We start from the raw sequence: 24,430 nt of genomic DNA, 5'->3' as shown, positions 1-24,430 counted from the left end.
CGTGTCGGTACCCGCGGGTGGCGTCCGGTCGGCATCGTCCAGTGAACGTTCAGTAATCGATCTCACTCTTTGCGGGTTTGGGGCACGTCGCCACGCCGGGCTGACCGGGGCGGTCGCGTCCGGCGGCGGCATGAACACCGACGACGACCTGCGGCTGGTCGCTGAGCCGACGTCGACCGGCGGTGCCGGTCGGGCTGACCCGGGTTCGTGGCATGTCCGGCCGGTAAAGCACGGGTTTCGGCTGGCGCACCATTCGGGCGGGTTCACGATCCAAGCCATCGGGGTTGGCGGCCTGGCCGGTACTGTTTGACACGAGTGGGCGAGAAAGGAGATTTGACAATCGTGGTGTGTCCCACCCGGAAATCTCTGTTTCACGTCGGTAACCGGGCTGGTCCGCCGGCTGGCCGGGAACGGCGCGGTCACCGGGCGGAGTCGAGAGCTCCCGGCTCCCTCCCGCTTGCGTCGGCGGCGGCGGTCCCAGGGATGCGTTACTGATGGCTGATGGTCCAGATCTTTCCGTAAGGACGCTGGGGCCCTGTCGGATCACGTCGCCGCTGGCGCCGTTGATCGGTGACAAGCGAACGACCCAGCATTATGTGGACGAGGATGACCGTGTTCTTCTCGACGACACGTTGTCCATGGTTGCACAACGTGATATGCCCGTCGACGCTCTCCCCGGATTCGAGCCGGCCGGGCCCCGGCGAAAGATTTTCTTTGATCCGTCCAAGACCCGGGTCGGAATTGTCACCTGTGGGGGGTTGTGTCCCGGTCTGAACGACGTCATCCGTGGCCTGGTGTTCGAATTGACCTCGCACTACGGCGTCACCAGAATCTTCGGTTTCCGCAACGGATACCAGGGGTTCATCGCCCAGTACGGCCACAGCGTCCTGGACCTGACCCCCGAGCTCGTCGGCACCATCAACGAGAACGGTGGAACAATCCTCGGAACCTCACGCGGGCAACAGGACCCGGAGGAGATCGTTGACTGCCTGGAACGGATGAGCATCACCATTCTGTTCGTCGTCGGCGGTGACGGCTCGCTGCGCGGCGCGCTTGAGCTTGCCCGGATCGCGCGCGAACGAGGTGACAAGATCGCTATTGTCGGCGTCCCGAAGACGATCGACAACGACATTCCCTACATCGACCAGAGCTTTGGTTTTCAGACGGCGTTCGGGAAGGCGGCCGAGTCGATACGGGCTGCGCACGTCGAGGCGACGTCCTCGCCCAACGGCGTCGGCGTGGTGAAGCTCATGGGCCGGCATTCGGGATTTCTGGCCTGTTACGCGTCGCTGGCGAACAGCGACGCGGACGTGGTGCTCATCCCTGAAGTGCCCTTCGCTTTTGACGGTGACGGTGGGCTCCTGAACTTCCTGCACAGGCGGGTCGAGGAGCGGGGCCATGCCGTCGTCGTCGTCGCGGAAGGCGCCGGCCAGGAACTTCTCGCGCAGGAGGAGCAGGGCCGGGCGCCGCAGGGCAGCGACGCCTCGGGCAACATCAGGCTCCGGGACGTCGGCCAGCTCCTCACCAGGCGGGTCACGGAACATTTCGGCGCGGTGGGCATCGAGCTGAATCTGAAATACATCGATCCGAGTTATGTGATCCGCAGCGTACCGGCCAATCCCTACGACAGCGTGTACTGCATCCGGCTGGCGCACGCCGCGGTCCACGCGGCGATGTCCGGCCGTACCGAGATGGTGGTCGGCCGGTGGCGTCGCAGGTTCGTGCACGTCCCGATTCCGCTGGCTATCAGTCACCGCAGTCAGGTTGATCCCGCCGGCGACCTCTGGCTGTCGGTCCTGGAGGCTACCGGCCAGCCGGTTCGCTTCGGCTGACCACCGGATCGCGTGTTCGATGCGGGCCGGTCTACGTGGGCCGGTCTACGTGGGCCGGTCTACGTAGGCCGGTCTACGTAGACCGTTCGACGTAGGCTGAGAGGGTGCCTGCCTATGAATACCGTTGTCGTACCTGCGACACCAGCTTCGAGGTGCGACGTGGCATCACCGAAACAGCCGCCGTCAGCACGCCGTGTCCGACTGGTCACGCCGACACCAGTCGGGTGTTCACCGCGGTCGCGGTGACCCGCGCGGGTTCGTCGCCGGCTTCCGGGTCGGCTTCGCTGCTGCCTGCCCCGTCGGGTGGCGCCTGCTGCGGCGGTGGCTGCTGTACCTGACTCGGCGCTGTATGGCCCGATGGGCTCCCGCGAAGAACTTCGCGGGAGCCCATCGCTTTTGCCGGATTATCATGCTCTCAGTTTGTTTTGGACTATATTTCCCTTATCTGTCGGTATTTTCGATTTAGTCTTTTTGTGCGTCAGGCACCTGTCGCCGGTCGCTCTAAGGCCAATCTCACACTTGCTGCTGTGTCACGTTGGGCGTCATTTGCTTAGTCTTACTAAGCAAGTTTTCGGATGAGGCGAGTGGTGTTCGCGGAGGGCTGCCAGGTGCCGGACTCAGATCGCGTCAGACAACGAATTTCGGATGATATCGGGATTGATCGGCTGCCGCCTGCGGCTGATCAATCCCCTGTACCAGGTCCCCGCTACAAGTGGATCGCCCTGTCCAATACCACGCTCGGTCTCCTGATGGCAACGGTGAACGGATCGATCGTTCTGATCGCCCTGCCGGAGATCTTCCGTGGGATCGACATCAACCCGCTGAGCCCGGGTAACACCAGTTACCTGCTGTGGATGATGATGGGCTTCCTCGTCGTCACCGCTGTGCTGGTGGTGACGTTTGGACGGCTCGGCGACATGTACGGCCGCGTCCGTATGTACAACCTGGGTTTTGCGATCTTCACCGTATCCTCGATCCTGCTGGCCGTCACCTGGATGCACGGCACTGCGGCCGCTCTCTGGCTGATCGGCTGGCGGATCGTGCAGGGCGTGGGCGGGGCGTTCCTCTTCGCGAACTCCACGGCGATCCTGACCGACGCCTTTCCGGCCCGCCAGCGTGGTTTGGCGTTGGGTATAAACGTGGTCGCCGGCATCTCCGGCACGTTCCTGGGCCTGTTGCTCGGTGGCCTGCTTGCCCCGATCAGCTGGCACTGCGTCTTCCTGGTGTCGGTACCGTTCGGGGTTCTGGGTACCTTCTGGGCCTATACGAGCCTCCAGGACAGCGGTGTGCGGCGACGCACGACGATGGACTGGTGGGGGAATATCACGTTCGCCGTCGGGCTGATCGCGCTGCTCGTCGGCATCACCTACGGCATTCAGCCTTACGGCGGGCACACGATGGGCTGGACCAACCCCTGGGTGCTCGCCGCGGTGATCGGTGGCGTGGTCACGCTGGTTGTGTTCACGATCATCGAGTCGACGGTGGTCGAACCGCTGTTCCATCTGAGTCTGTTCCGGATCCGGTCGTTCTCCGCCGGCAACGTGGCAAACCTGCTGGCGTCACTCGGTCGCGGTGGGCTCCAGTTCGTCCTCCTCATCTGGCTACAGGGAATCTGGCTGCCCCAGCACGGCTACAGTTTCACCGACACCCCGCTGTGGGCGGGAATTTACCTGGTTCCGTTGACGGTCGGCTTCCTGGTGGCCGCGCCGATTGCCGGGGTGCTGTCCGATCGTTTCGGCGCCCGGATGTTCACGGTGGGCGGCCTGGCGATCGTCATTGTGAGCTTCGCGTTGTTCATGTCCGTCCCGGTGAACTTCTCCTATCCGGTGTTCGCGTTGATCCTGCTGGTCAACGGCGTCGGTACCGGCCTGTTCTCCTCGCCGAACCGGGCCGATGTGATGAACGGATTGCCGGCGAACACCCGGGGAGTCGGCGCGGGTATGGCTGCCACGTTCCAGAACGCCGCGTTCGTGCTTTCGATAGGCCTGTCGTTCACTCTGATCGTCATCGGGCTTTCCCGCAGCCTGCCGTCGACCATGCTCAACGGTCTCGTGGACCAGGGTGTGCCGGCATCGACCGCGCAGGCGGCATCCGCACTCCCGCCGATCGGGGTGCTGTTCTCGGCCTTTCTCGGGTACAACCCGATGGAGCAGATCCTCGGGCCGCAGACGCTGTCAGCTCTGCCCGACTCGGGCGCCTACGTGACCGGCCGGGCCTTTTTTCCCAACTTGATCTCCGGGCCGTTCTCGGATGGTCTCGTCGCCGCCTTCATGTTCTCGATCACGATGCTGTTGATCGCCCTGGTCGCATCCTTCATGGCGGGGCCCGGCCGCAGGGCACAACCCGGGCTCGACGACGCGGAGATGGCGGGCGTACATCCGCAGGACTCAGACGCGGGCGCAGGCCTGATCCCCGCGCGCCGTTCGCAGGACACGGCGGCATCCGGTCATTCCCGGTGACTACCGCCGGGTTCACCGGGCCGTCGGGCGACCGGTACGCTGCCGTCGGTCGCCCGGCCTATGCGGTGGTCGCCTGGGCCTTCGGTCGGGTCTGGGGCACCGAATGCTGCCAGTCGGCCAGCAACGTCCGAATGCCGGTAACCAGCAGTAGGGGCTGGTCCAGCATGACATGATGCCCCGCCAGCGGGATTTCGATAACCGGCGCGACCCGCCCCAGCAGCTCGTACATCTCGGTGCCGATATCCGGTGTTATCAGACCGTGCTCGGCCCGGAACAGCGCGACGCGGCAGCGGACCTCCTTGAGAATCTGCGGCGACGGCCGGCGTCCCCGGAAAATGCCCGGATCAAATTTCCAGGTCCAGCCTCCCTCGACCGCACCCATGGACGTCCGCGCCACGTGGTTCACGACGTAGGGCAGCATGTTCGGCTGGTCCGGTACGGTTCTGAACCGGGCCAGGGCGTCGGTCACGGTCGGGTAGACGCGAAGTGGCCCGAATGCGGTCCGTTCGCGGGCGGCCCGTTCCTCCGGAGTGACATCGGCGACCGGAGCATCGATGATTATTATGCCGCCGATCTTTTCGGGGTGCTCCGCCGCGGCCATGATCGATGCCCAGCCGCCCATGCTGTGTCCGATGATGATCGGTGTGCCGCTAAGGCCGGCGTGCGCCGCCACGCTGACGATCTCAGCGGCCCAGCTGGTGAGGTTGTACTCATCGCGGCGCCCGCTGTCGCCATGGCCGGACATGTCGATGGCGACGACCCGGTACTCGCCGTCGATCAGTGGTGCGATGTGGTCCCACCAGCCCGCATGTCCGCCCCCGCCGTGCACGAGAACGATTCCCGGGCGGTCGCGCTTCCCCCAGCACCGGTAGCTGATCCGGCATCCGTCGACCTGGGTCGTGTGCCGCTCGGGCCGTCGCTCGAGTGCGGCGCGGAACCATCCAGGAGTCTCGATGTTCATGATCTGTCTGCCATGTCAGTTCTGCCATTCCGGATATGCGGTGCTGGACGGTGTCGTAATCCAGTTTGACCCGAGCCGGGTTGGCCAGCTGGCCGGGACGGTCCCGATCGCTATGATCGTTTGATCTGCTCACCTGGCGTAACTGTTGCCTGAGTGGCGTCTGGGCGAACTAGGTGATAAATGACTGTGTTCTCCGTTTTGTCCCTTCCTGCCAAGGAGGGACATATCCGGCGGAGACCCGCTGAGCGGCGTGGCGGAGGGAGAATGACAGGACGGGCAACGGCGGCGGATGGTGGTCCTATGCGATATGCGGTCGTGGCGGACCTGCACGGCAAACGCAAGGCGTGGCGGCGGGTGCTGGACGATGCGCAGCGTCGCGGGGCCGACCGGATCGTATGTCTCGGCGACTACCTCGACGCCAAGGTGCCATGGCGTAGCCATGACAGCACCACTCGGCGGGACCTCACCGACGTGGTGGAATCGGATCCGAGACTGTGGCGCGAGTTGGCCGGCGTCGATCTGGTTCTCGGCAACCAGGAATGGCGGATCCGCGATCTGCTGCGGGATGAGCAGACTGCCGGAGATCTTGATGTTCTACTTGCCGCACCCGAAACCCGCATGATCGGGGCTGCCACCGCAATGCACGGTCACCAGTTTTCCTGGGACCACGGGCCAACTCGTCCCGGATGGCCCACGGTGGCCTACCCCCGGTTCGCGCAGCTGCCCGACGTCCCGATCCTGATGGTCGGCCACTCCCACCAGGTGCTGCTTCTGGACCTGCTCTCGCTCGGGGAGCCGGCCGACCCGACCGACCCGACCGACCCGGCCGGCGCGGTGCTGGCGCGGCGTTGGCCGGTCACCCCGGGGATGGCGATCCCGGTTGATCCGGGCGGTGCGCGGCGCCTGCTTGTCAATGTCGGTCCGGCGCGGGGCAAGCCGTCGTGCTGGCTTCTCTATGACGACACAGCGTCCGAACTGACCTTCCACGAAGCCGTATCCGGGCGCTCATAGAGCGCCCGGCAACAGGGACGTGGATCAGGGAGCGGGGCCGGAGCGCGGGTACCCGGCGTCGCTGTGAGCGGTGTTCGCAGGTCATCCACCGCCGGTGTTGATGAATGCCTCGATGGTGGTGGCCGGGATGACGCCGAGCGGCCGACCCTCGTCTTCGACCGTGATCGTCGTGCCCGCAGGCGCATCGCGCAGGGACTCGTTGACCGCGGTGGTGAGAAAGTCACGCCAGTCCAGGAAGATTTCAGGTAGGAAGGTGTCGATCACGCCTGCCAGCGGTCGGGCCGGGTCGGGGACCTTGCCGAGGTCCGCCACAGTGATGATCGAGGAGCGGATGAGGTCGGCTTCGAGGTGCACGACCCGGGCGTAGCGCACACCCGCGTTGCGCATCTCGCGAGCGGCCTCGTCACGGGTGGCCGTGTCCTGGAGCTCGATGAAGGGCTCCACCTTGTCGACAAGGCCGACCACACCGGCGAGATCTCGAATGATCTTGTCCTGTGTCACGTTGCAGTTCCTTCCCGGGTGCCGGTCCTGGGAACCCGGCGGCCGCTGCGTACTGGGATCTGGGCAGTCGCGCCGCCAAGGTGTCCACCGGTCGTCGTGAAGCTGTCAAACACGCCCATTTTCGGCGCGTTGGGTAATAGTTGCATCGTTGTGATTCATCCACGTGTTCACGGTGGACTATCTGGGTCATCAGGTGACATGCCCCACGATGCCCGGGTGGATTTGGGTGGCAATGGTCTATCTTGTTTTCTGGTCACAAGCGGGGTGTAAACCGGGATCCTGGTGGTCATTCCCGGGCTGCCCGGCGACCCTCGGGTCGCCGTTCCAGGAAGGGATCATGGAAGGTGTCGCGGACCAGAATGATCCTGCCGGCTTTCCGGCAGGTGACCCGGTAGCGTCGCTCTGCGCAGTGTCCGGACCGGAGACGGTCGTGAACACCGATGTGTTGCGGCCCGAAGGGGGTGTGCAGGTGCAGGTTCCAGCGGCGCGGATCGTCTTCCCCGAAGCCGATCGCGCGGAGATCGCGTCCTTGACGTCGGAGATCCTGGCTAGCGGAGCGCTGACGCTCGGCGCGCATACGAAGGAGTTCGAAGCCGCGTTCGCCGCGGCTCACGGTGCCCCTTTTGCCGTCGCGGTCAGCAGCGGCACCGCTGCTCTTGAGATCATCCTCCGTACCGTCGAGGTGGCGGATGCGGATGTCGTCGTGCCGACGAACACGTTTGCGGCGACCGGTTTCGCGGTTCTGCGGGCCGGCGCGAATCTGATCTTTGCGGATGTGGATGCCGAGACGTTTGCCCTGAGCGCTGCGACAGTGGCCGCCGCGCTCACGCCCCGCACGCGTGCGGTGGTCCTGGTCCACATCGGGGGGTTGATCACTCCCGAGGTCGACGACATCCGGGCGCTGTGCGACGAGCGCGGCATCCTCCTGGTCGAGGACGCCGCCCATGCGCATGGTTCGAGCCATGACGGCCGCTACGCGGGTTCGTTCGGTGTGGCCGGGGCGTTCTCGTTCTATCCCACGAAGGTCATCACCAGTGGTGAGGGCGGGATGATCCTCACCGCCGACGAGCGGGTGCGGGACGAGGCGGTGATATTCCGGGATCAGGGGAAGGCCGGATTCCTCGGCAACGTCCACATCAAGCAGGGTTACGCCTGGCGGATGAGTGAACTGCATGCCGTCACCGGCTTGGTGCATCTCCGCCGGTTGCCCGAGTTTCTTGACAGTCGTAACGCCGCCGCCGCCGCTTATACGGCGGGACTCGGTCAGATCGAGGCACTCGAGCCGATTCTGGTACCAGCGGGCGGCCGCAGCAACTACTACAAGTACCTCGCGCTCCTGCGGCCGGGCATCGACCGGGTGCGGCTGAAGAAGGAGCTGAAAGAGCGTCACGGCGTGTCGCTGTCGGGTGAGGTGTACGAGGCGCCTCTGCACGAGCAACCGGTGTTCGAGTCCTATGCTCGGGGTAATCACCCGGTCGCGCAGGACGTGTGCGCCCGGCACGTATGCCTTCCTGTCCATTCGGATATGACCGCAGCGGAGGTGGATCATGTGCTGGTGTCACTGGCGTCCGCCGTCGAGGCCCTCACGGTCGCGATCTGACCGGGGGATCCGATCCCACCATCTCTGACTACATGATCCGACCCCAAACCTGACGATCTTGGACGGATGACCTATGCGTATAACCGTCACTGGAGGTTCCGGTTTCATCGGAGCCCACCTGGTGGACCGGCTCCTGGACGCCGGCCATGACGTGATCTCGGTAGATCTGCATGCGCACGTAGCGGACCCGCGCGCCGATCACCGGATCGTCGACGTCCTGGACCTCCCCTCGGTTACCTCAGTGTTTGCCGACTGTGACATGGTTTTCCACCTCGCGGGCATGTCCAACGTTGATCATGCCTTCGCCGATCCGATCCGGACGGTGCGGCTCAACGTCGAGGGCACGGCCAACGTGTGCGAGGCCGCACGCATCACCGGAGTGCGCCGGGTTCTGTTCGCGAGCACAGTCTGGGTGTATGGGGCGAGCGGCGGTGATCTGGATGATCCACAAGCGCTGACCGAAGACGCGGAGTTGGCGATGAACCGCGCCGGCCACGTCTACACCTCGACCAAGATCGCAGCGGAGCTGCTACTGCACAGTTACCAGCAGACCTACGGCGTGGACTTCACGATCCTGCGGTACGGCATCCCGTACGGTCCCGGCATGCGCGATGAGCTGGTCCTGGCCCGCTTCCTGCGTAAGGCGATCGACGGGGAGCCCCTCACCGTCGCCGGCGACGGGCAGCAGTTCCGTAACTACGTCTTCGTCCGTGACCTCGCGAATGCGCACGTGCTTGCCATGGACGACGCGGCGCGCAATGAGACGATCGCCCTTGAGGGTGACGAGCGCGTCAGCGTGCTGGCCATGGCGCAGGCGGTCCGGGACCACTTCCCGGGCGTCGAGATCGAACACATCCCGGCCCGTCCGGGTGACTTCCGGGGTCGGTCCGTATCGAACGCAAAGGCCCAGGCGCTGCTGGGCTGGCGGCCGACCACCCGCTTCGCCGACGGCGTCAGACAGTACGTCGAGTGGTACCTGGCGGACCGGCAGGCCAGCAGCGAGCAGCCGGTGTCGGTGCCCGCCCGGCGGGCCGACGGGGTTGGCGTCCCAGCCTCCGCCGAGTAGAGCATGGTGGGCGATCACGCGGACGAGGTGACGGAGTCCCCGGCGAACCGGGGAGGGCAGCCTGACCGGCGGGCGCTGTTGCTGTCGGGTTCGCTCGGGATGGGCCATGACGTCATGGCCCAGGCATGCGCGCACTCGTTGGCCCTGCGCGGGTTCTCCACCCGCACATTGGACTCCCTGCGCATGATGGGCGGCCGGGCCGGGTCGGCGGGTGAGGGCGTCTTTCGCGGGATGCTGGCCGTCCCCGGGCTGTATGACGCTGTGCACTTCTCGCAGATGCGTCCCGGTGGCGGACTGTCAAAGGCGATCGAGGCGGCATCGTCGCGTTTTCTCGTACCCAAGCTCCGCACGGAACTGCGCTACCAGTCAGTGGAGTTGTTGTTGTCAATCTTCGCCACCGGGGCTGCCGCAGCCAGCAGGGTCAAGTCCGAACATTCCCGGATGGTGACCGCGGTCTTCTGCACGGATGTCTGCGTCCACCGGCTGTGGGTACATGAGAACACCGACCTGTACCTGGTCACATCTACCACGGCCGCACGGTTCGTCCGGCGCTTCCATCCGGACGCGAGGATCGCTGTGGTGCCCACGCCGGTCCGTCAGCCGTTCTACGATCCACCGACGCAGGAGGCGGCCCGCGAGGCCTTCGAGATCCCCGCCGATGCACGGTGTGTGCTGTTGATGTCGGGTTCCTGGGGTCTCGGGCCGCTGGTCGAGGGCGCTCGGGCCCTTGCCGAGGCCGGCGTCTGGGTACTCGTGGTCGCTGGACGCAACGTCTCGCTCGCTGGCCGCCTGCGAGAGCTCGCGAACACGCACCCGCAGGTCGTCCCGTTCGGTTTTACCGACCGGATTCCCGCATTGATGGCAGCGAGCGATCTTGTTGTCACATCGTCGGGTGACACCTGTAGCGAGGCGCGGGTCATCGGTCGTGATCTGATGCTGTTGGATGTCGTGCCTGGCCACGGCCGGGACAACCTGCAGCTTGAGCTCGACCGGGGCCGGGCGGACGTCACCTCCGCCGATGCGGCATCCTTGCGCCGTTCAGTGCTGGCGGCCCTCGACCGCACCAAGCCACCGTCGGTGCGCGTGGTCGGGACGCCGGAGGCGTGGGAGCAGGCATTCGGCGGCGCGCTCAGCCAGGTTGAGTTGGCCAATGGCTGGTGACGGCCTGATTCCGCACAGCACGAACACGAACACGAACCGGATCCTGGAAGACGTGTGAGCGACGCGCTTGTCATCGGCGTCCCGGTTGCCGTTGTGTCGGCAGCGCTGTACGGGACGGCCCCGCTCATCCAGGCCGTTGCGGCGCGCCAGGCCCCGCCCGGTGGCGGGCTGGGGCTTGGCCTGCTGCTACGTCTCGTATTGCGACCGCTGTGGTTGCTCGGACTCGCCGTCGAAGCGGGGTCGTTCCTGCTGGAGGTACTGGCGCTTTCGGTGGCACCGGTCGCCCTTGTCGCTCCGCTCATGGCGGGCGACATGGTGGTGTTCTCGCTGCTGGCCCAGCGGTTCCTGGGAGAGCGGATCAGTCGGGTCGGCTGGCGCGGCATGGCATGCATGGCCGCGGGAATCGGTCTGCTGGCCGTTGCCTTCAGCCGTGGGGCACAGGTCGGCACCCCGGCGAGCGATCAGGATCTGGGTTTGTTCCTGGCTTTCGGACTGGGGTTCACAGCGGTCGGGGCGTGGCTGGCCAACCGGGCGGGGCACGCGGGGCGGATCGCGCAGGCGGCGTTGCTGTTCGGATTATCGGCCGGGGTCTGCTATGCGATCGCAACGCTGGCGACCCGTCAGGTCGGTCTGTACCTGGACGACCATGAGTTGACCGGGCTGCTGTGGACGCCGACCCCCTATGTACTGATCGCCTTTTCCGTCCTTGCCCTGGGCCTGGAACAGCGGGGCCTGCAAGGTCGGGCCGCTGTGATCGCGTTTCCGGTGACCAGCGGGGTCTCGGCCTTTCTGCCGGTGATGCTCGGCCTGACCCTCTTCGACGAGTCGGCGCCGCAGGGGCTGCAGATGGTGGCGTTTGTCGTCTCGTTGGGGCTGGTCGCGATCGGGATCTTCGGTCTTGGACGGGACCGGGCCGCGAGCGTCGCGCGGGAGTCGGCGACGGTCTGAGAACCCGACCTGGGCTGATTGGCTGGCAGACCGGTATACGACCCAGCTGGGCGACACAACTCGACGACACAGCTGGGCGACGCCGCTGGGGGCGATACAGCTGGGCGACATCACACCGGTGGGTGCCGTTGTGTTTTTATTGTCGATATTTGCTGGCGTGGCACGTTGGTTGCCCGACCAGGGGGAAAATCTGCTGTCGTCGACTATTGTATGTACGGATTATTCGGGTATGGTTGTTCTCGTGGGTATGTTTTGGTAACCATCTGTAATTGGGATGGACCATAGTCAGGCGCTGAGACGTGAGGCGCTGAGACGTGAGGCAACGGCCGCAAGCGACATGCGGGGGTGGCACAACGTGTATTCGGATGGAGTGGGTGGCCCCTACCAGGTAGTGCCGGTGACGCTTCCCGTTGATCTGGTGGAGCATCTGGTGAGCCGTGTTGGAGTTCAGGGGCTCTCAGCCTATATTACGCAGGCCCTGATGCGGCAGGAGCCGATGGCGTCGCTAATCGATTTCCATCACATGACAGCCGTCGCGCTCGGGCTTCTACCGGAAGCCATGGAACCGTCGCGGCCAGCCCTGTACGGCCGTGAGTCCGTCCGCTAGCCGTTGTTCCCGCCAGGGTCCGGCGTCGAGCGGTGACGTACCAGCCCAGCCCGGGTCGATGGGTGCCGGCCGGGCGAGTTCGTCACCGCGGTCACACCACCGGCCGGTCCGCGGCGATTCCGTTCCGTGTTTTCACTGCCCAGACCGCAGAGTGAGAGGTGGCCGGCCGTTCGGGTTCACCCCCCCGATCACCCGGGCTGCCGGCCACCCTAGCTAGCCCGCCTTTAGAGCGCCCGGCCCCGCGCCGCCGCGTCCCTATTGCCGGTCGCTCTTAATTGTCGTTTCGGGTTGAACCCGGTGTCGGGCGGAGCATGGCTGGGTGCAGAACGCCAGCCGGGCCACACCGGAAGAGCTCGGCCGGTCGGCCGCTGTCGCGCCTGGTCGTCCGTCCTGTCGGGAGCAGGAAGCCCGGGGTGCCTGTTACCTTGCGGTGGAAATTGCGTGGGTCGAGCCGGACGCCCCATACCGTTTCGTAGATCTGGCGAAGATCCGCCACGGTGAATTCGGGCGGGCAGAACGCCGTTGCCAGCGGCGTATATTCGATCTTTGCACGGGCCCGTTCCACCCCGTCAGCCAGGATGCGCCCGTGGTCGAAGGCGAGTGAGTCGTCGCTGGCGAGCAGTTCGTCCACTGGTGCCCACCGGGAAGCCGTCGCGTCTGTTCCCGCCACCGGCACCGGCAGGTCGGGGGCCATGGCGAGATAGGCAACAGTGATCACGCGTGTCCGCGGGTCACGGCCAGGTGCACCGTAGGTGGCCAGCTGCTCAAGGTGCCCGGGTAGGTTCGCAAGGCCGGTTTCCTCGTTGAGCTCCCGGCGGGCGGCGACCGCCAGGTCCTCATCGGGACGAACGAAGCCTCCGGGTAGCGCCCACTGTCCGCGGTAGGGCTCGATGCCACGCTCCACCACGAGCGCGCACAGCACGTCCTGGCGGACCGTCAAGATGCTCAGGTCGACCGTCACCGCAAACAGGGAGTAGTAGTCCTGGGTACTTTCAGTAGCCACTCATTCAGCCTATCTCGTCAGGTTGACGAAAACTCGCCCAACCAGTTATCGTCGAACAGACGATAACAAGCAAGCGAGGAGGCGCGACGGTGGCTGACATATCGAAGGTGTTGTTTCTCCGTCACCTGCGTGGCACACCTACCGCGCACATCCAGCACCTGCGCCGCGGACGGGTGGTCCACGAGGGGATCGGCCAGACTTTCTGGTACCGCCCGCGGACGGCCGTGATCAGCGAGATCCCGCTGGACGACCGGGAGTTACCGCTGCTGTTCCACGCGCCCACCCGTGACTTCCAGGACATCGCGGTGCAGGCGACGGTGACTTTCCGGATCGCCGACCCGGCCATCGCGGCGAGCCGTCTGGACTTCGGAATCGATCCCGAATCCGGCACCTGGCGAGCCGCTCCGCTCGAGCAGCTCGCTGGCCTGATCACCGAGACCGCCCAGCAACACGCCTTCGAGCTGCTCGCTCGTACGGTCATGACGGATGCGCTGGTCAGCGGGGTCCCGGCCGTGCGAGCGCGCATTCTCGACGGTCTCGTCGGCGATCCGAGACTCACCGAAACCGGAATCGCGGTCGTGGGCGTCCGAGTCGTTGCCGTACGACCGGAGACGGACATGGAGAAGGCGTTGCGGACGCCCACCCGAGAACAGGTCCAGACCGATGCTGATCGTGCGACCTACGGCCGTCGAGTGGTAGCTGTCGAGCAGGAACGCCGGATTGCCGAGAACGAGATGCAGAACAAGATCGAGCTGGCCCGTCGAGAGGAGCAGCTCATCACCCAGCGGGGTGCCAACGACAACCTGCGGGTCACCCAGAAAGCAGCGGCGGAACGCATTGCCGCTGATGGCGAGGCCGAGCGGACCCGGGTCAGCGCGGCTGCCACGGCCGATGCCACCCGGTTGGTCGGCGCGGCCCAGGGTGAGGCGGACACCGCGCGCGTCGCCGCTCTGCGGGACCTCGACCGGTCGGCTGTGATTGCCCTGGCCGTTCGGGACCTCGCGGGGAACCTGCCCGGCATAAACACGTTGACGATAACTCCGGACCTGCTCACCGCCCTCGTCGCCAGACTCGCCGGATCGGCCGTGCCAGTTGTCGCACAACCGCTCCCGGCTGGCTCAGGCGGGCCGGCGGCACCGGCGGCACCGGCGTCGGTGGACGATGGGAACTGGCGATGACCCTCGCGCCCCGGGTGGTGGTCGTCTACCGCCGTACCGAATACGCCGAACTGCTCGACCGCCACGGCACCCGGGGCCAGGCCGCGTTCTTCCTTGCCAACAGGGACCGCGACCTGGTCGAGGTCGAGGCACGCCACGCGGCCCATCGGGATGCCCGTCGGGCGGTCGCGGCAGCCATCCCGCCGGACTGGCGGCGGGGGGAGGTCGAACGTCGCGACCTCGACCGATTCATGTTTGCCGCGGACGACATCATCGTCTGCGTCGGCCAGGATGGCCTGGTCGCCAACGTGGCGAAATACGTCGAGACCCAGCCGGTGGTGGGCGTCAACCCTGAACCGGGTCGTAACCCCGGCGTCCTGGTCCGACACCGGCCGCGGGACATCGGCGGGCTGCTGCGCCAGATCGAGGCGGACAACTCCGGTGCGGCGCGCCGAGGCCGCGACGGCACCGCCGCAGATGACGTGATCATGCGGTTGACCATGGCGGAAGCTGTGCTCGACGACGGTCAGCGACTGGTGGCCCTCAACGAGCTCTACGTCGGGGACAGCGGGCACCAGACTGCGCGCTATGTGCTGCGGGCGCCCGGCCCTGACGGTCAGAGCACCGAGCGACAGGCATCGTCGGGTCTGCTCGTCGGGACCGGGACCGGTTCCACCGGCTGGTGCCGATCGGTGTGGCAGGAACGCGCCAGTGGCATCGGTCTGCCGAACCCGGAGGCACGGGTGTTGGTGTGGTTTGTCCGGGAGGCGTGGCCGTCACCCGCTACCGGCACGAGCCGTACCGAAGGGATGATCAACGGTTCGGCACGGCTTGAGCTCCTGGCCGAGTCCGAGCGGATGGTCGTCTTCGGCGACGGCATCGAGACGGACACGTTGACGCTGGCCTGGGGTCAGCGCATATCCGTCGGTATCAGCGAGCGGTACCTACACCTGGTCTGAGCCTCGCAGTTGAAGGGTTGCGGGCCACCGGAGGGCATCCTGGGCCAGGTTGGCGGGCGGTCATGGCCCGAACCGTTCCATCGCCTTGCGGACCCGGGAGTTCGCCTGGGCAAAACTGATCTTTCCGTCGACGTACGCCGCGAGAGAGTTGCGGCGCACCCGCTCGGCGCGCGGGTCCTCAAGCGGGGTGTTGAGCAGGTTGGTCGTGGCAGTGGCCACGCTGATCACCTCCCGTTGTGCGGAAACAGGACGACGAAAAGCCAGCCTGGCGTGCGTCAGGCGTGAGATGGATCAGGGGGCTCCCGGGTCGGTGGGGTTGGTAATCCCTGCCCGCGAAGCGATCGATCGCCTATGTTCCGCCGGCGCGCGATCGACGGGCCCGGCTGGATCTGAGGCTCGGATGCAGGGGGAGCCCGGCACGCCCCGACCTTCGGGCCTCTGCCCAGGCGATGGCGTACATAGCGGCTTCGCTCCCTACGACGGCGGGCACCAGTACTCGACAAGATGATCGAAATCTTCACCCAACATTGACCACGAGGTCAACATTGATCAAGAAGGCAACTTTGACCAGGAAGACGATGTTGTCTGGGAAGACGATGTTGACCAGGAAGGGAACAGGGAAAGAACTGTGACCCGACCTGGCCTCTACAGAGTGCGCTGTCGTCGGCCCGATCGCAAGGGCTTTTTCGCGGTGTCGTCGTACGTGCTCGCGCAGTGGCCGCGTCGGTCATGTCGCGCGGCACGGTGGTTGCGAGCCGGTGCTGCTGTGCGACGGTGCTGCTGCGACGGTCGGGGTCGGACGGTAGGTGTCCGTCCGACCCCGACCGTCACCTGTAGTGACCGGCACTCATCGTGACTCGGTAACCAACGTGGTACTCTCAGACTTCAGAGAGTATGATGGCGTGCGGCGCAGCTGTGAGCGGTAACGTTGCGTTGATCAAACGTCGTTGTGATCAAACATTCCGGTCGGTCAGGCCCGGTCGAACTCGCCGTCCCTGGCGCCCGCGAGGAAGGCCTCCCACTCGCCGCCGGTGAAGGCCAGAACCGGCCCGGACGGGTTCTTCGAATCGCGGACGAAGACGCCCTCGTCAGCTACCGCAACCTCTACACACATACCGCCGGCACCATTGCTGTAACTGCTCTTGCGCCAATCGGCGGTCTCGGCATCGATCGTGGGGCTGGCCAACCTGGTGTTTTCAGTCATTTCATTTCCTCCGTCACTCTGGCTATCATCTCGAGGGACTGGTCGGGGCGGAGCGCGGCGGCCAACAGGTAGTCGGTCTTCAGCCGGTAGTGCCGAATTTCCGCCGCTCGTTCAAGATAGAGGCTCCCGGTCGCCTCCTCGATATAGACCACGTCGTGGTCTGTCGGGTCCGGAAAGCCGAGGATCGCGAATGTACTGCCCATTCCCGCGTGGGCACCCGCGGCGAAGGGTACGACCTGAATGGTGATATTGGGCAGTTCCGCTCGCTTGATGAGATGTTCGAGTTGGACGCGCATCACGGCCGTGCCGCCAACCGGGCGGTGCAACACCGCCTCGTCGAGGACGACCCACAGCCGAGGTGGGCTCTCGTGTGTGAGGCGATTCTGCCGGTCGAGCCGGAGCGCGACCCGGCGTTCCACATCCTCCTCGGCGATCTCCGGATTGTCGGCGCGGATGACGTGCCGGGCGTACTCGGCCGTCTGCAGCAGGCCATGGACGAGCTGCGCCTCATACACGCTTATCGAGGAGGCGTCCCCTTCGAGTCCGATGTAGATCTCGAACCAGGGCGGAACCACGTCGTGGTAGGTATGCCACCAGCCACGTTTACGGGACTCGCGGGCAAGGGCGAGGAACGCCTCGCGCTGAGCGTCGTCCGTTACGCCGTAGAGCTGCAGGAGATCGTGGACGTCGCGCGTCCGGACGGGTACGCGACCGTTCTCCATTCTGCTGATCTTCGAAATAGAGCAACGGAGGAGTTCGCACGCCTGCTCGACTGACACGCCGGCCCTCTCGCGGAGTCGGCGGAGTTCGGCGCCGAGTCGCCGTCGCCGGACAGTCGGACCACTGTTGGTACCCATTGGTCCTCCTTGGTGATCGGCGCCGGACGTTCGTCCAGGGTCTGCCGGCCCCAGGCGGCGCCTCGCGTCGTTGTCGTCAGCCCAGGTAGAACACCGCTACCTGGGCCTCCTCCGCCTCGCGACGCATCCACCTGGCATCCGACATCCCCCGAGCAACGTCCAGCGCCGACCACTTAGCATGGTCTATTGCTACATAATGCCACTGTCTCATCACTCCCATCGGGTGGGGTTGAGCATTCTGTGGTGACACGGTCACAACGGCTGTTGCGGGGGGTCGTCGGTCCGGTCCATGCTGTCTTCGGGATCACTTTAAGTTTGTTCTCTACTTCGAAGGGTGAGTTGTTGATATGGGTGCGATGGGGGGAGATCAGGTGGACACAGGTGAAACGATGATCAGACGCAGGTTTCTGGTCTTTGACGGAGACGGCGAGCTCGTCGCCACCTTCCCCGAGTGGGGCTCAGCCCACGCATGGGCACACCTGCGGGCCATGGAACCGCGCACGCCACAGCCGGTCCAGGTCGAGGACAGATGCGACCGCCGGACGTGGACCATCGAGGCGGGACGCTGCCGGATGACGGTATGGCGCCGCGATGTCGAATATCGCTCCTGTGCACCGGACGCCGCGGTGGCGATCGGCCGGCGGGAGCATGCCCGGGCCTCCTGACCGGCCGGCATGGGCGGCGGCAGGGCCTTCGATTCTCGTTGAGCGGCTGCCGTCGTGGACCAACCGTGTGCTGAATGGCAGCTTTTCAGGGTATGTCTGAATAATCAATTCGATGGCGCGTCGCGGACCGCGCGGACGGCAGCGATCGCATCGTCCGTGGTGAGCCCGCCGCCGGACGGGATGCGCCATGGCACGTCCCGAGATCCGGGTACCATGGTGGAGCTCTGAGCTTCCATGGTGGAAGGAGGTTCGATGGCGCTGAACATCAAAAACGACGAAACGCAACGACTCAGTCGCGAGCTCGCCGAGTTGACCGGAGAGAGCATCACCGCCGCTGTGACTGTTGCCGTTCGTGAGCGCCTCGACCGGATGCGTGCCGATCGTGAGGGCGCTGAGCAACGAGCCGCCCGCATTGTGGCCATCGGCCGTCAGATTGCTGCCGCTGTGTCCGCGTCCGGCCTGAGCATTGATGATCTTTATGACGAGCGTGGGTTGCCGGCGTGATCGTCGACTCCTCTGCGCTTGTCGCCGTCGTCCGGGCCGAACCTGACGCGGCTCGTTATGCTGCTGCACTCGTCGCGGCGAACCGGCCGGCGATGTCGGCCGTCAACTATGTGGAGGCTGCCGTCGTCGTGGACTCGGTTCGTGATCCAGTCGCGAGCCGAAGGTTCGACGAACTCGTGATGGTAGCGGGCATAGACGTGGTCGCCGTCAGCGCAGCGCAGGCCAGCATTGCTCGGCAGGCATACCGCGACTTCGGGCGGGGCAGTGGTAGCCCCGCCCGGTTGAATGTCGGAGACTGCTTCGCGTACGCGTTAGCGGCGCAGAGGCGGGAGTCGCTGTTGTTCAAGGGCGCGGACTTCACTCATACCGATCTGGTCGCTGCGGACATCCCCGACCAGTAGTTCACCGCAACGAACCAACGGCTAACGTGACAGGATGAGCCTGCGCCTGAGCCGGATTGCGGGTGCCGTAAGGATGAACTAGGCCGATCTCGCCGCAGTGGCGTGAGGACGCAACGGCTGCCGTACCCAATCACGCCCACGTGTCGTGATCGCGTTGCGGTGGGCGGTGGGCGGTGTGCTAGTGCGTGTTTCGTCGGCGATGTAGCCGTAGGGCGGTCAGGCACAGGACCAGGACTGCCGGGCCGACGTGGATGGCCATGACTCCGATGTAGTGCGGGCCGCCCCAGTCGTTTCGATAGGTCTCGGGATGACTGAGGTCGTCGACGGCGATCACGAATCCGGCTCGCACGACGGCGAAAGCGCCGATCGCGACCACGATGATGCGGATGATGCCACGCCGCAGTCGGGTACCCCACCCGCGGCTCGGTGCGGGTGGGGGCCGGCGTGCGCAGGCCAGCCCGTCCTCGTCTCGTCCTTGTCTCGCCATATGATGCATCGTATGGCGTAGTAGATGCGGAGTGCAACCGTCCACCAACGCGGGCCACGGTACGAGGGCGAGTCTGCGCCTGAATCAGCTCGCCGAGGCGGCTGAGCTGCTGACCAACGATCCGCTCGCCCTGCTGATCGGGATGGTTCTGGACCAGCCGATGCCGCAAGGATGGAGTGGGCTGGCGCGCTGACGCGGTGTGCCGCCGTGGTCCGGTACGAAGACAGTTGCCGGCGGATGAGTGGCGCAGGTCACCTTCCAAAGGTGACAGTACATTGTCGCCGTCCTCGACCACGATCGAGGCATGACACACATCGCTACCGCGCGTCCCGCCGGCCCTCGTCCCGATGACGTCGCCACGACCGGGCTTGACTGCCTCGCCGAAACCGCAGCGTTCAACGCCGCATTCGAGGCCAAGGCGAAGTCCCGTCCTGACCGGGCGAGGCGACCGGATGCCGTGATGCTGGCGGCTCTGCGGCGCAATCGACTGGGCGGCGACACGCCGCCGGTGCGTCTGGCTGAGGCGCACGACCGGGATGTTGAGGTCGACGGGGCACGTGTGAAGCTGCGGGTCTTGGTCCCGAGCGTGGTCGAGGGCGTATACCTGCATATGCATGGCGGCGGCTGGATGTTCGGCTCGGCCGATGGGCAGGACGAGCAGTTGTGGGACCTCGCCCGTACCGCGCGGCTCGCCGTGCTCAGCGTCGACTACCGCCTCGCCCCCGAGCACCCGTTCCCCGCGGCGCCGGATGACTGCGAGCGTGCGGCGCTGTGGCTGACAAGTAACGCCGTGACGGAGTTCGGCACCGATCGTCTTCTCATAGGCGGCGAGTCCGCCGGCGCCCATCTGTCGCTGACCAGCCTGCTACGGCTTCGGGACCGGCACGCGATCACGAATGCGTTCCGAGCGGTCCACCTGACATTCGGCCCCTTCGATCTGTCGATGACGCCGAGCCAGCGGCTGTTCGGAGCGCGCCCGCTACTGACCAACACCGACTCGCTTCGGACGGCCTACGATGCGTTCCTCCCCGACTGGTCACCCGAACAGCGGCGCGACCCGGAGCTGTCGCCACTGTACGCCGACCTGTCGGGAATGCCGGCGGCGCGGATCGTCGTCGGGACGGCGGACCCGTTGCTGGACGACTCGTTGTTCCTGGCCGCGCGTTGGCGGGCCGCCGGCATTCCCGTCGAATTGGAGGTCGTGGCCGGGGCGATGCACGGGTTCACCCTTTTCCCGCTCACCGTTACCGAACAGGAGCTGCGCAGACAGGCCGAGTTCCTGTCGCAGGTGTGAGGTAGCTTTTTTGACGTGACACGGACCGATCGTCTCTATGCGCTGGTGGAGGAGTTGCGTGCAGCAGCACCGCGCCCTCTGACGGTGTCGACGCTCGCGCGGCGGCTGGAGGTCAGCGAACGCACCGTCCAACGCGATCTGAAGGCAATGACGGAGACCGGAGTACCCATCTACAGCGCGAGCGGGCGCGGCGGCGGCTGGTATATCGACTCGGCGATGACTCTGCCGCCCATCAATTTCACTTCCCGTGAAGCCCTCGCGGTGGCCGCGGCGCTGGCCGCCGCGGAAAGCTCGGCACCGTTCTCCGACGGCGCCCGCGGCGCGATGCGGAAGATAGCCGCGTCGCTGTCGGGTCAGGTCTCGATCGCGGCGCATGACCTTGCTGCCCAGATAGTCGCCATGCCTTCCCGTATTGACCCGACGGTGCGCGCCGCGGTCGAGCGGGCCGTTACCGAACGCGAGGTGCTGTGGTTGAGCTATCTGGATGCGAACGAGCAGGCTTCCGAGCGCGAAGTGGAACCGATCGGTCTGCTTACCGCCCAGGGCCGGTGGTACCTGCTGGCGTGGTGCCGCGTACGGCGCGCCTCACGCGGGTTCCGGCTCGACCGTATCCAGGCCGCCGCCCCGACCGGCCGCCCGGCGCCCCGGCGAGACCTCGCCGACATGCTCAGCTCGGCCGCCCCGGGCGCTGTCACCCCGCCCGCGCTGGACTCCCTCACCACACATGCTTGATGGCGGCGGAACTGCCCGGCGAGTCGGTGGACCAAAGGCCGACCGGCCGGAGTAGGGATATCGATGGCATCTGAAGCGGCTGGCTTTGCGGGTCAGTGGCAGTTCTCCCTCCGCTTCGGCCAGCGGTGGAGGACCTGCTGGGCGCCGGAGCAGTCCTCTCGAAGGCCACCGATGCCGTCCGCCCGTCCGAGCTCCGGTCGATGCCATCTCCGGATGAGACCGAACAGCGCGTCTCCTGATGCCGATGTCTAACGAGCGCGTTCGTCCGGTGAATCATCTGGTGAGTCCGGCCAGCCCGAGGCTCGCTCCGCCGGCGCCATCGCTTTCTACCGTGATGTTTTCGGCGCGGTGGAGCAGGAACGGCACATCGATGAAACCGGCAAAATCGTACACACCGACCTTGTGGTCGGCGGGGTCCGGATAGCCGTCAAGGACGAGGACGACGGGGATCCGGCGCCGCCGCGTCTGGGTGGGACACCGGTCATCATGGCCGTGGAGGTTCCTGACCCGGACGCCACCGCGGCGGCGATGCTCGAACGGGGAGCGGCTGTCGTACCCCCCGGCACCATCAGCCGCGTCCGTGGGGAGTACGACGCCAACCGTCGGCTTGTCCGGCTGTCCGGACCTGTGGCCCCCGTCAGGCGTTCAGCCAGTTACGCCGGTCTCGCGCCGCGGCATAGATCCGCTCGACGTGGGCTGGCTGCCACGCCGCCGAAAGATCGCCGAAGGTGGCGATCTCGTCGTGCCGGATGGCCCGGACGTGGATGGCATGGGCATCGCCACGCGGGCGCGCCACGGTCAGGTTCGCCGGCTGGACGAATGCCAGCACCGCCTTGGCCTCCACCGCGAATCCGCAGGTCTGACTCAGCACCGCCGAAGCCCGCTTGGCCTCGGCCTCGGCCTTTCGCACGTACGGATACAGTTGACCGCCCACCTTCACCATCTGGTCGCCGACCCAGATCCTGGCGCCGGCGTGGTTCTTCGTGTTGAAGGTGAACACCCCGCCCGGGCCGATCAGAAGATGATCGATGTCGACGTTCCGGGGCAGCGGTATCGAATGCACTACCCGCCAACCCCGGCCGGTGAGCCGCTCCAGTTCCGCTCCCACCGCCTCCTCTCCGACCAGTCCCTTGCGCCACCCGTCGATCTCCGACGGCCGGCGAAACAGACGGTTGAGCAGGGCGCGCCAGAAACCCGGCGTCAGCTCTTCGATCTTCGCGCGGATCGTCGCGCCGGGCGGGTTGCCGGCGAGGTCGTCCGCGGGATCGGGCGCTGCACCAACCGGGCCGCTCGTCGTCCACCCTGGCGGCGTAGATACTTCCGGCGTCCATCCGGCCAGCGGTGCCGACGTCGGTACGGGCGGCGGTGGCGGCGGCATGGCGGGCGACGGCAGTGGGTCGGCCGGGGGCGCCGGCCTTTGCGCCAGGTAGGGGGCGAGGGCGTCGACCACTTCGTCCCGATTGACGTCGAGCAGGACGTTGAGCTGATGGGTCCGCAGATCGAACCAGGCGGCGCTCTGCCCGTCCGGAAGGTTCACGTAAAGCCGGTCCTGCCCACGCCGGCGCCACGGCTTTACCTGTAGCTCACCCATGCCCATGCCCATTCCTGTCGCCGAAGATGACGGATCAGGGTGGATCAATCGTCTTTGCCGCGCGCCGGATCGGCCGTCTTGTGGACGGACGACTCCCGTACGGTGCGACCACGCCACACTATCTCCGGGGGAAGCGCTCATCCACCGGTTCTGCGACGGTCGGAAAGCCGGCAGCCCGTAATACCATCAGTATGAGGCCGCTGACCAGCGCAATTACCGATCGGAACCGAATTCCTGGGATCTTTGGCGTTCGCTACTCTTCGTGGAGAGGAATGCATGCCTTATTACACTGCGTATGCAGCGTGGTCTGCGGTACAACCGCCTCGCTGGCGCGGCGATCGTTACGGAGTTGTAGGCCCGCCCGAGTGCGGCTACGCATGATGTCACGACGCCTGGCGGCGGATAGTGCTGGACGCGGTCGGTCGTGTCTCCACCGAGCGACGTCGGGGTGGATGCGCCGGAGTTCGAGGGACGCGGAGTCCTTGGAACCAACCCATTCGAGACCGTCGAGCAGACAGCGGACGCGGCGGGTCTCACCTGGAGAGGATCGTGTCCTCGGCGTGCTCTGTGTCCTCGTCCGTCTGACGCCGTGACCGTCGGGTGTCTATGTTGATCTCAGTTTCTCCCCGCCGTCCTCCGGGACTGGCGGGATGGTGCTGGACCAGCGGGTATCGGAAAGAACAAACGCGGCGTGATCTTTGGCGTGAAGATCGCGGCTTGACAGTTGGACCCGAGGGATGTTTATGCCCTCCTGAACGACCCGGCTAACAGAAGTGGCAGCGGCTCGATGCGCATCTGGGCTGGTAGACGATGCGCTTGCACTATGGCTGGGTGAGGTCAATCTTCACGGGGAACGGAGCCGCAGCTTCGACGACACCCGTGTGGACATCACCGACTCGGTAGGTTCCCGCGGCCGGGTCGAGCACATAGGTATAGACGAGAGGGACGCCGGCGGCGGAGTGCTCGATCCGCCAGTAGAACTGGATGCCGGCCCGGGCGTACTGCTCCGGCTTGAAAACACGGTCCGTGGTTTCAGAACCCGGTGAGACCACTTCGCCGACGAGGAGGATGTTTTCCGGGCGCATCGGGGTGACACCGACCGCGCCTGCCCGGTATACGACGATGTCAGGCCGCCGGACCGTCAGCGGCACATCCTGGAGCCGGACATCGAAGTCAAGATCGGCGAACCACCCCGGGGCCCCGGCCAGCTCCATGGCATTGGCGACTTTCCTCGCCAGCCGGTTATGCGGCAGGGAGGCGCTGGGGACCATGACGACCATCCCGTCCACGATCTCGATGTCCTTGCACTGTTCTTCGGACAGCGAGTTGTACAGCTCCGCTGTGATCTGCTGGTGCATCCAGGCGGGAGCGACCATCTCCGCGGTCACGGCGCACCTCCCTGAATTGGCGCCCCTGGATCGGTGGCAGAC

Annotated in this window: 26 protein-coding genes and 1 pseudogene; 18 read left to right on the top strand and 9 right to left on the bottom strand. The window is 65.9% G+C overall.

All coding sequences use genetic code 11. The features are described from left to right. Nucleotide 1 precedes the first annotated feature (1 nt). From U9983_RS02065 to U9983_RS02050, 4 genes are all read left to right on the top strand, one after another. Nucleotides 2-310, top strand: coding sequence for a hypothetical protein (locus U9983_RS02065; protein WP_322752392.1), 309 nt, complete (start codon nt 2-4; stop codon nt 308-310). A gap of 184 nt (nt 311-494) precedes the next feature. After that, on the top strand, nt 495-1,832 hold the full coding sequence (locus U9983_RS02060) for an ATP-dependent 6-phosphofructokinase (RefSeq protein ID WP_322752391.1): 1,338 nt from the start codon (nt 495-497) through the stop codon (nt 1,830-1,832). Nucleotides 1,833-1,936: 104 nt separating this feature from the next. Further along, complete coding sequence (locus tag U9983_RS02055) at nt 1,937-2,170, top strand: zinc ribbon domain-containing protein (protein ID WP_322752390.1); 234 nt, start codon at nt 1,937-1,939, stop codon at nt 2,168-2,170. A gap of 411 nt (nt 2,171-2,581) precedes the next feature. Further along, the gene (locus U9983_RS02050) at nt 2,582-4,291 is read left to right on the top strand and encodes an MFS transporter (protein WP_416211249.1); all 1,710 of its coding nucleotides are present in this window, start codon (nt 2,582-2,584) and stop codon (nt 4,289-4,291) included. Between the two features lie 58 nt (nt 4,292-4,349). Here U9983_RS02050 and U9983_RS02045 read toward each other — a convergent pair whose 3' ends face one another. Further along, nucleotides 4,350-5,252, bottom strand: coding sequence for an alpha/beta hydrolase (locus tag U9983_RS02045; RefSeq protein ID WP_322752389.1), 903 nt, complete (start codon nt 5,250-5,252; stop codon nt 4,350-4,352). A gap of 300 nt (nt 5,253-5,552) precedes the next feature. Here U9983_RS02045 and U9983_RS02040 point away from each other — a divergent pair, with 300 nt between their 5' ends. Next, nucleotides 5,553-6,263 carry a metallophosphoesterase family protein gene (locus tag U9983_RS02040; protein ID WP_322752388.1) on the top strand — a complete coding sequence of 237 codons (711 nt, stop codon included), beginning with the start codon at nt 5,553-5,555 and terminating at the stop codon, nt 6,261-6,263. Between the two features lie 81 nt (nt 6,264-6,344). Here U9983_RS02040 and U9983_RS02035 read toward each other — a convergent pair whose 3' ends face one another. Then, nucleotides 6,345-6,764 (bottom strand): hypothetical protein, encoded by a 420-nt coding sequence (locus tag U9983_RS02035; RefSeq protein WP_322750028.1) that lies wholly within the window; start codon nt 6,762-6,764, stop codon nt 6,345-6,347. Between the two features lie 469 nt (nt 6,765-7,233). On the opposite strand from U9983_RS02035, the gene U9983_RS02030 reads away from it, so the two are divergent. The 4 genes from U9983_RS02030 (at nt 7,234) to U9983_RS02015 (ending at nt 11,539) form a co-directional block, all read left to right on the top strand. Further along, the gene (locus U9983_RS02030) at nt 7,234-8,364 is read left to right on the top strand and encodes a DegT/DnrJ/EryC1/StrS aminotransferase family protein (protein WP_322752419.1); all 1,131 of its coding nucleotides are present in this window, start codon (nt 7,234-7,236) and stop codon (nt 8,362-8,364) included. Nucleotides 8,365-8,437: 73 nt separating this feature from the next. Further along, nucleotides 8,438-9,430, top strand: a complete 993-nt coding sequence (locus U9983_RS02025; protein ID WP_322750027.1) for an NAD-dependent epimerase/dehydratase family protein — start codon at nt 8,438-8,440, stop codon at nt 9,428-9,430. 3 nt (nt 9,431-9,433) lie between these two features. Continuing rightward, complete coding sequence (locus U9983_RS02020) at nt 9,434-10,591, top strand: MGDG synthase family glycosyltransferase (RefSeq protein ID WP_322752387.1); 1,158 nt, start codon at nt 9,434-9,436, stop codon at nt 10,589-10,591. 54 nt (nt 10,592-10,645) lie between these two features. Beyond that, the gene (locus U9983_RS02015) at nt 10,646-11,539 is read left to right on the top strand and encodes a hypothetical protein (RefSeq protein ID WP_322752386.1); all 894 of its coding nucleotides are present in this window, start codon (nt 10,646-10,648) and stop codon (nt 11,537-11,539) included. A gap of 878 nt (nt 11,540-12,417) precedes the next feature. Here the strand turns inward: U9983_RS02015 and U9983_RS02010 are convergent. Next, nucleotides 12,418-13,149 carry an NUDIX hydrolase gene (locus U9983_RS02010; RefSeq protein ID WP_322748848.1) on the bottom strand — a complete coding sequence of 244 codons (732 nt, stop codon included), beginning with the start codon at nt 13,147-13,149 and terminating at the stop codon, nt 12,418-12,420. 89 nt (nt 13,150-13,238) lie between these two features. Between U9983_RS02010 and U9983_RS02005 the strand changes: the two genes are divergently transcribed. Both U9983_RS02005 and U9983_RS02000 read left to right on the top strand, forming a co-directional pair. Continuing rightward, nucleotides 13,239-14,327 (top strand): SPFH domain-containing protein, encoded by a 1,089-nt coding sequence (locus U9983_RS02005; protein ID WP_322752385.1) that lies wholly within the window; start codon nt 13,239-13,241, stop codon nt 14,325-14,327. Continuing rightward, nucleotides 14,324-15,265 carry a hypothetical protein gene (locus U9983_RS02000; RefSeq protein ID WP_322752384.1) on the top strand — a complete coding sequence of 314 codons (942 nt, stop codon included), beginning with the start codon at nt 14,324-14,326 and terminating at the stop codon, nt 15,263-15,265. Before U9983_RS02005 ends, U9983_RS02000 begins: the two co-directional genes overlap by 4 nt. Before the next feature lie 60 nt (nt 15,266-15,325). Here U9983_RS02000 and U9983_RS01995 read toward each other — a convergent pair whose 3' ends face one another. From U9983_RS01995 to U9983_RS01985, 3 genes are all read right to left on the bottom strand, one after another. Then, nucleotides 15,326-15,484 carry a hypothetical protein gene (locus U9983_RS01995; protein WP_322748845.1) on the bottom strand — a complete coding sequence of 53 codons (159 nt, stop codon included), beginning with the start codon at nt 15,482-15,484 and terminating at the stop codon, nt 15,326-15,328. A gap of 751 nt (nt 15,485-16,235) precedes the next feature. Beyond that, nucleotides 16,236-16,469: a DUF397 domain-containing protein gene (locus U9983_RS01990; RefSeq protein ID WP_322752383.1), complete on the bottom strand. Its 234-nt coding sequence runs from the start codon at nt 16,467-16,469 to the stop codon at nt 16,236-16,238. Continuing rightward, nucleotides 16,466-17,326 (bottom strand): helix-turn-helix transcriptional regulator, encoded by an 861-nt coding sequence (locus U9983_RS01985; protein WP_322752382.1) that lies wholly within the window; start codon nt 17,324-17,326, stop codon nt 16,466-16,468. The genes U9983_RS01990 and U9983_RS01985 overlap by 4 nt, the downstream gene beginning before the upstream one ends. Nucleotides 17,327-17,697: 371 nt before the next feature. Between U9983_RS01985 and U9983_RS01980 the strand changes: the two genes are divergently transcribed. The 3 genes from U9983_RS01980 to U9983_RS01970 all read left to right on the top strand — a co-directional run bounded on the left by U9983_RS01980 (nt 17,698) and on the right by U9983_RS01970 (nt 18,896). Beyond that, complete coding sequence (locus tag U9983_RS01980) at nt 17,698-17,991, top strand: hypothetical protein (RefSeq protein WP_322752381.1); 294 nt, start codon at nt 17,698-17,700, stop codon at nt 17,989-17,991. Nucleotides 17,992-18,243: 252 nt separating this feature from the next. Beyond that, nucleotides 18,244-18,495, top strand: a complete 252-nt coding sequence (locus U9983_RS01975; protein WP_322752380.1) for a type II toxin-antitoxin system VapB family antitoxin — start codon at nt 18,244-18,246, stop codon at nt 18,493-18,495. Beyond that, nucleotides 18,492-18,896, top strand: a complete 405-nt coding sequence (locus tag U9983_RS01970; protein WP_322752379.1) for a type II toxin-antitoxin system VapC family toxin — start codon at nt 18,492-18,494, stop codon at nt 18,894-18,896. The genes U9983_RS01975 and U9983_RS01970 overlap by 4 nt, the downstream gene beginning before the upstream one ends. Nucleotides 18,897-19,074: 178 nt before the next feature. Here U9983_RS01970 and U9983_RS01965 read toward each other — a convergent pair whose 3' ends face one another. Then, complete coding sequence (locus U9983_RS01965; protein ID WP_322752378.1) at nt 19,075-19,383, bottom strand: hypothetical protein; 309 nt, start codon at nt 19,381-19,383, stop codon at nt 19,075-19,077. A 31-nt stretch (nt 19,384-19,414) separates the two neighbouring features. On the opposite strand from U9983_RS01965, the gene U9983_RS01960 reads away from it, so the two are divergent. From U9983_RS01960 to U9983_RS27635, 4 genes and pseudogenes are all read left to right on the top strand, one after another. Then, nucleotides 19,415-19,576, top strand: a complete 162-nt coding sequence (locus tag U9983_RS01960; protein WP_322752377.1) for a hypothetical protein — start codon at nt 19,415-19,417, stop codon at nt 19,574-19,576. 111 nt (nt 19,577-19,687) lie between these two features. Continuing rightward, nucleotides 19,688-20,677 carry an alpha/beta hydrolase gene (locus U9983_RS01955; protein ID WP_322752376.1) on the top strand — a complete coding sequence of 330 codons (990 nt, stop codon included), beginning with the start codon at nt 19,688-19,690 and terminating at the stop codon, nt 20,675-20,677. Between the two features lie 15 nt (nt 20,678-20,692). Then, nucleotides 20,693-21,409: a helix-turn-helix transcriptional regulator gene (locus U9983_RS01950; protein ID WP_322752375.1), complete on the top strand. Its 717-nt coding sequence runs from the start codon at nt 20,693-20,695 to the stop codon at nt 21,407-21,409. A 318-nt stretch (nt 21,410-21,727) separates the two neighbouring features. Then, nucleotides 21,728-21,958 (top strand): annotated as a pseudogene (locus tag U9983_RS27635) (VOC family protein); the annotation flags it as partial. A gap of 88 nt (nt 21,959-22,046) precedes the next feature. Here the strand turns inward: U9983_RS27635 and U9983_RS01945 are convergent. Beyond that, on the bottom strand, nt 22,047-23,000 hold the full coding sequence (locus U9983_RS01945; RefSeq protein ID WP_322752374.1) for a nuclease-related domain-containing protein: 954 nt from the start codon (nt 22,998-23,000) through the stop codon (nt 22,047-22,049). 821 nt (nt 23,001-23,821) lie between these two features. Further along, a complete protein-coding gene (locus U9983_RS01940; protein WP_416210254.1) occupies nt 23,822-24,388 on the bottom strand; it encodes a Uma2 family endonuclease in 567 nt (188 codons plus the stop codon). Nucleotides 24,389-24,430 lie beyond the last annotated feature (42 nt).

It is taken from the genome of Protofrankia sp. Cas3 (genome assembly GCF_963555955.1).
In the GTDB taxonomy this organism is placed as follows: domain Bacteria; phylum Actinomycetota; class Actinomycetes; order Frankiales; family Frankiaceae; genus Protofrankia.
Note: the sequence above shows the minus strand (reverse complement) of the source record. Positions and strands in the feature narration are given on the sequence as shown.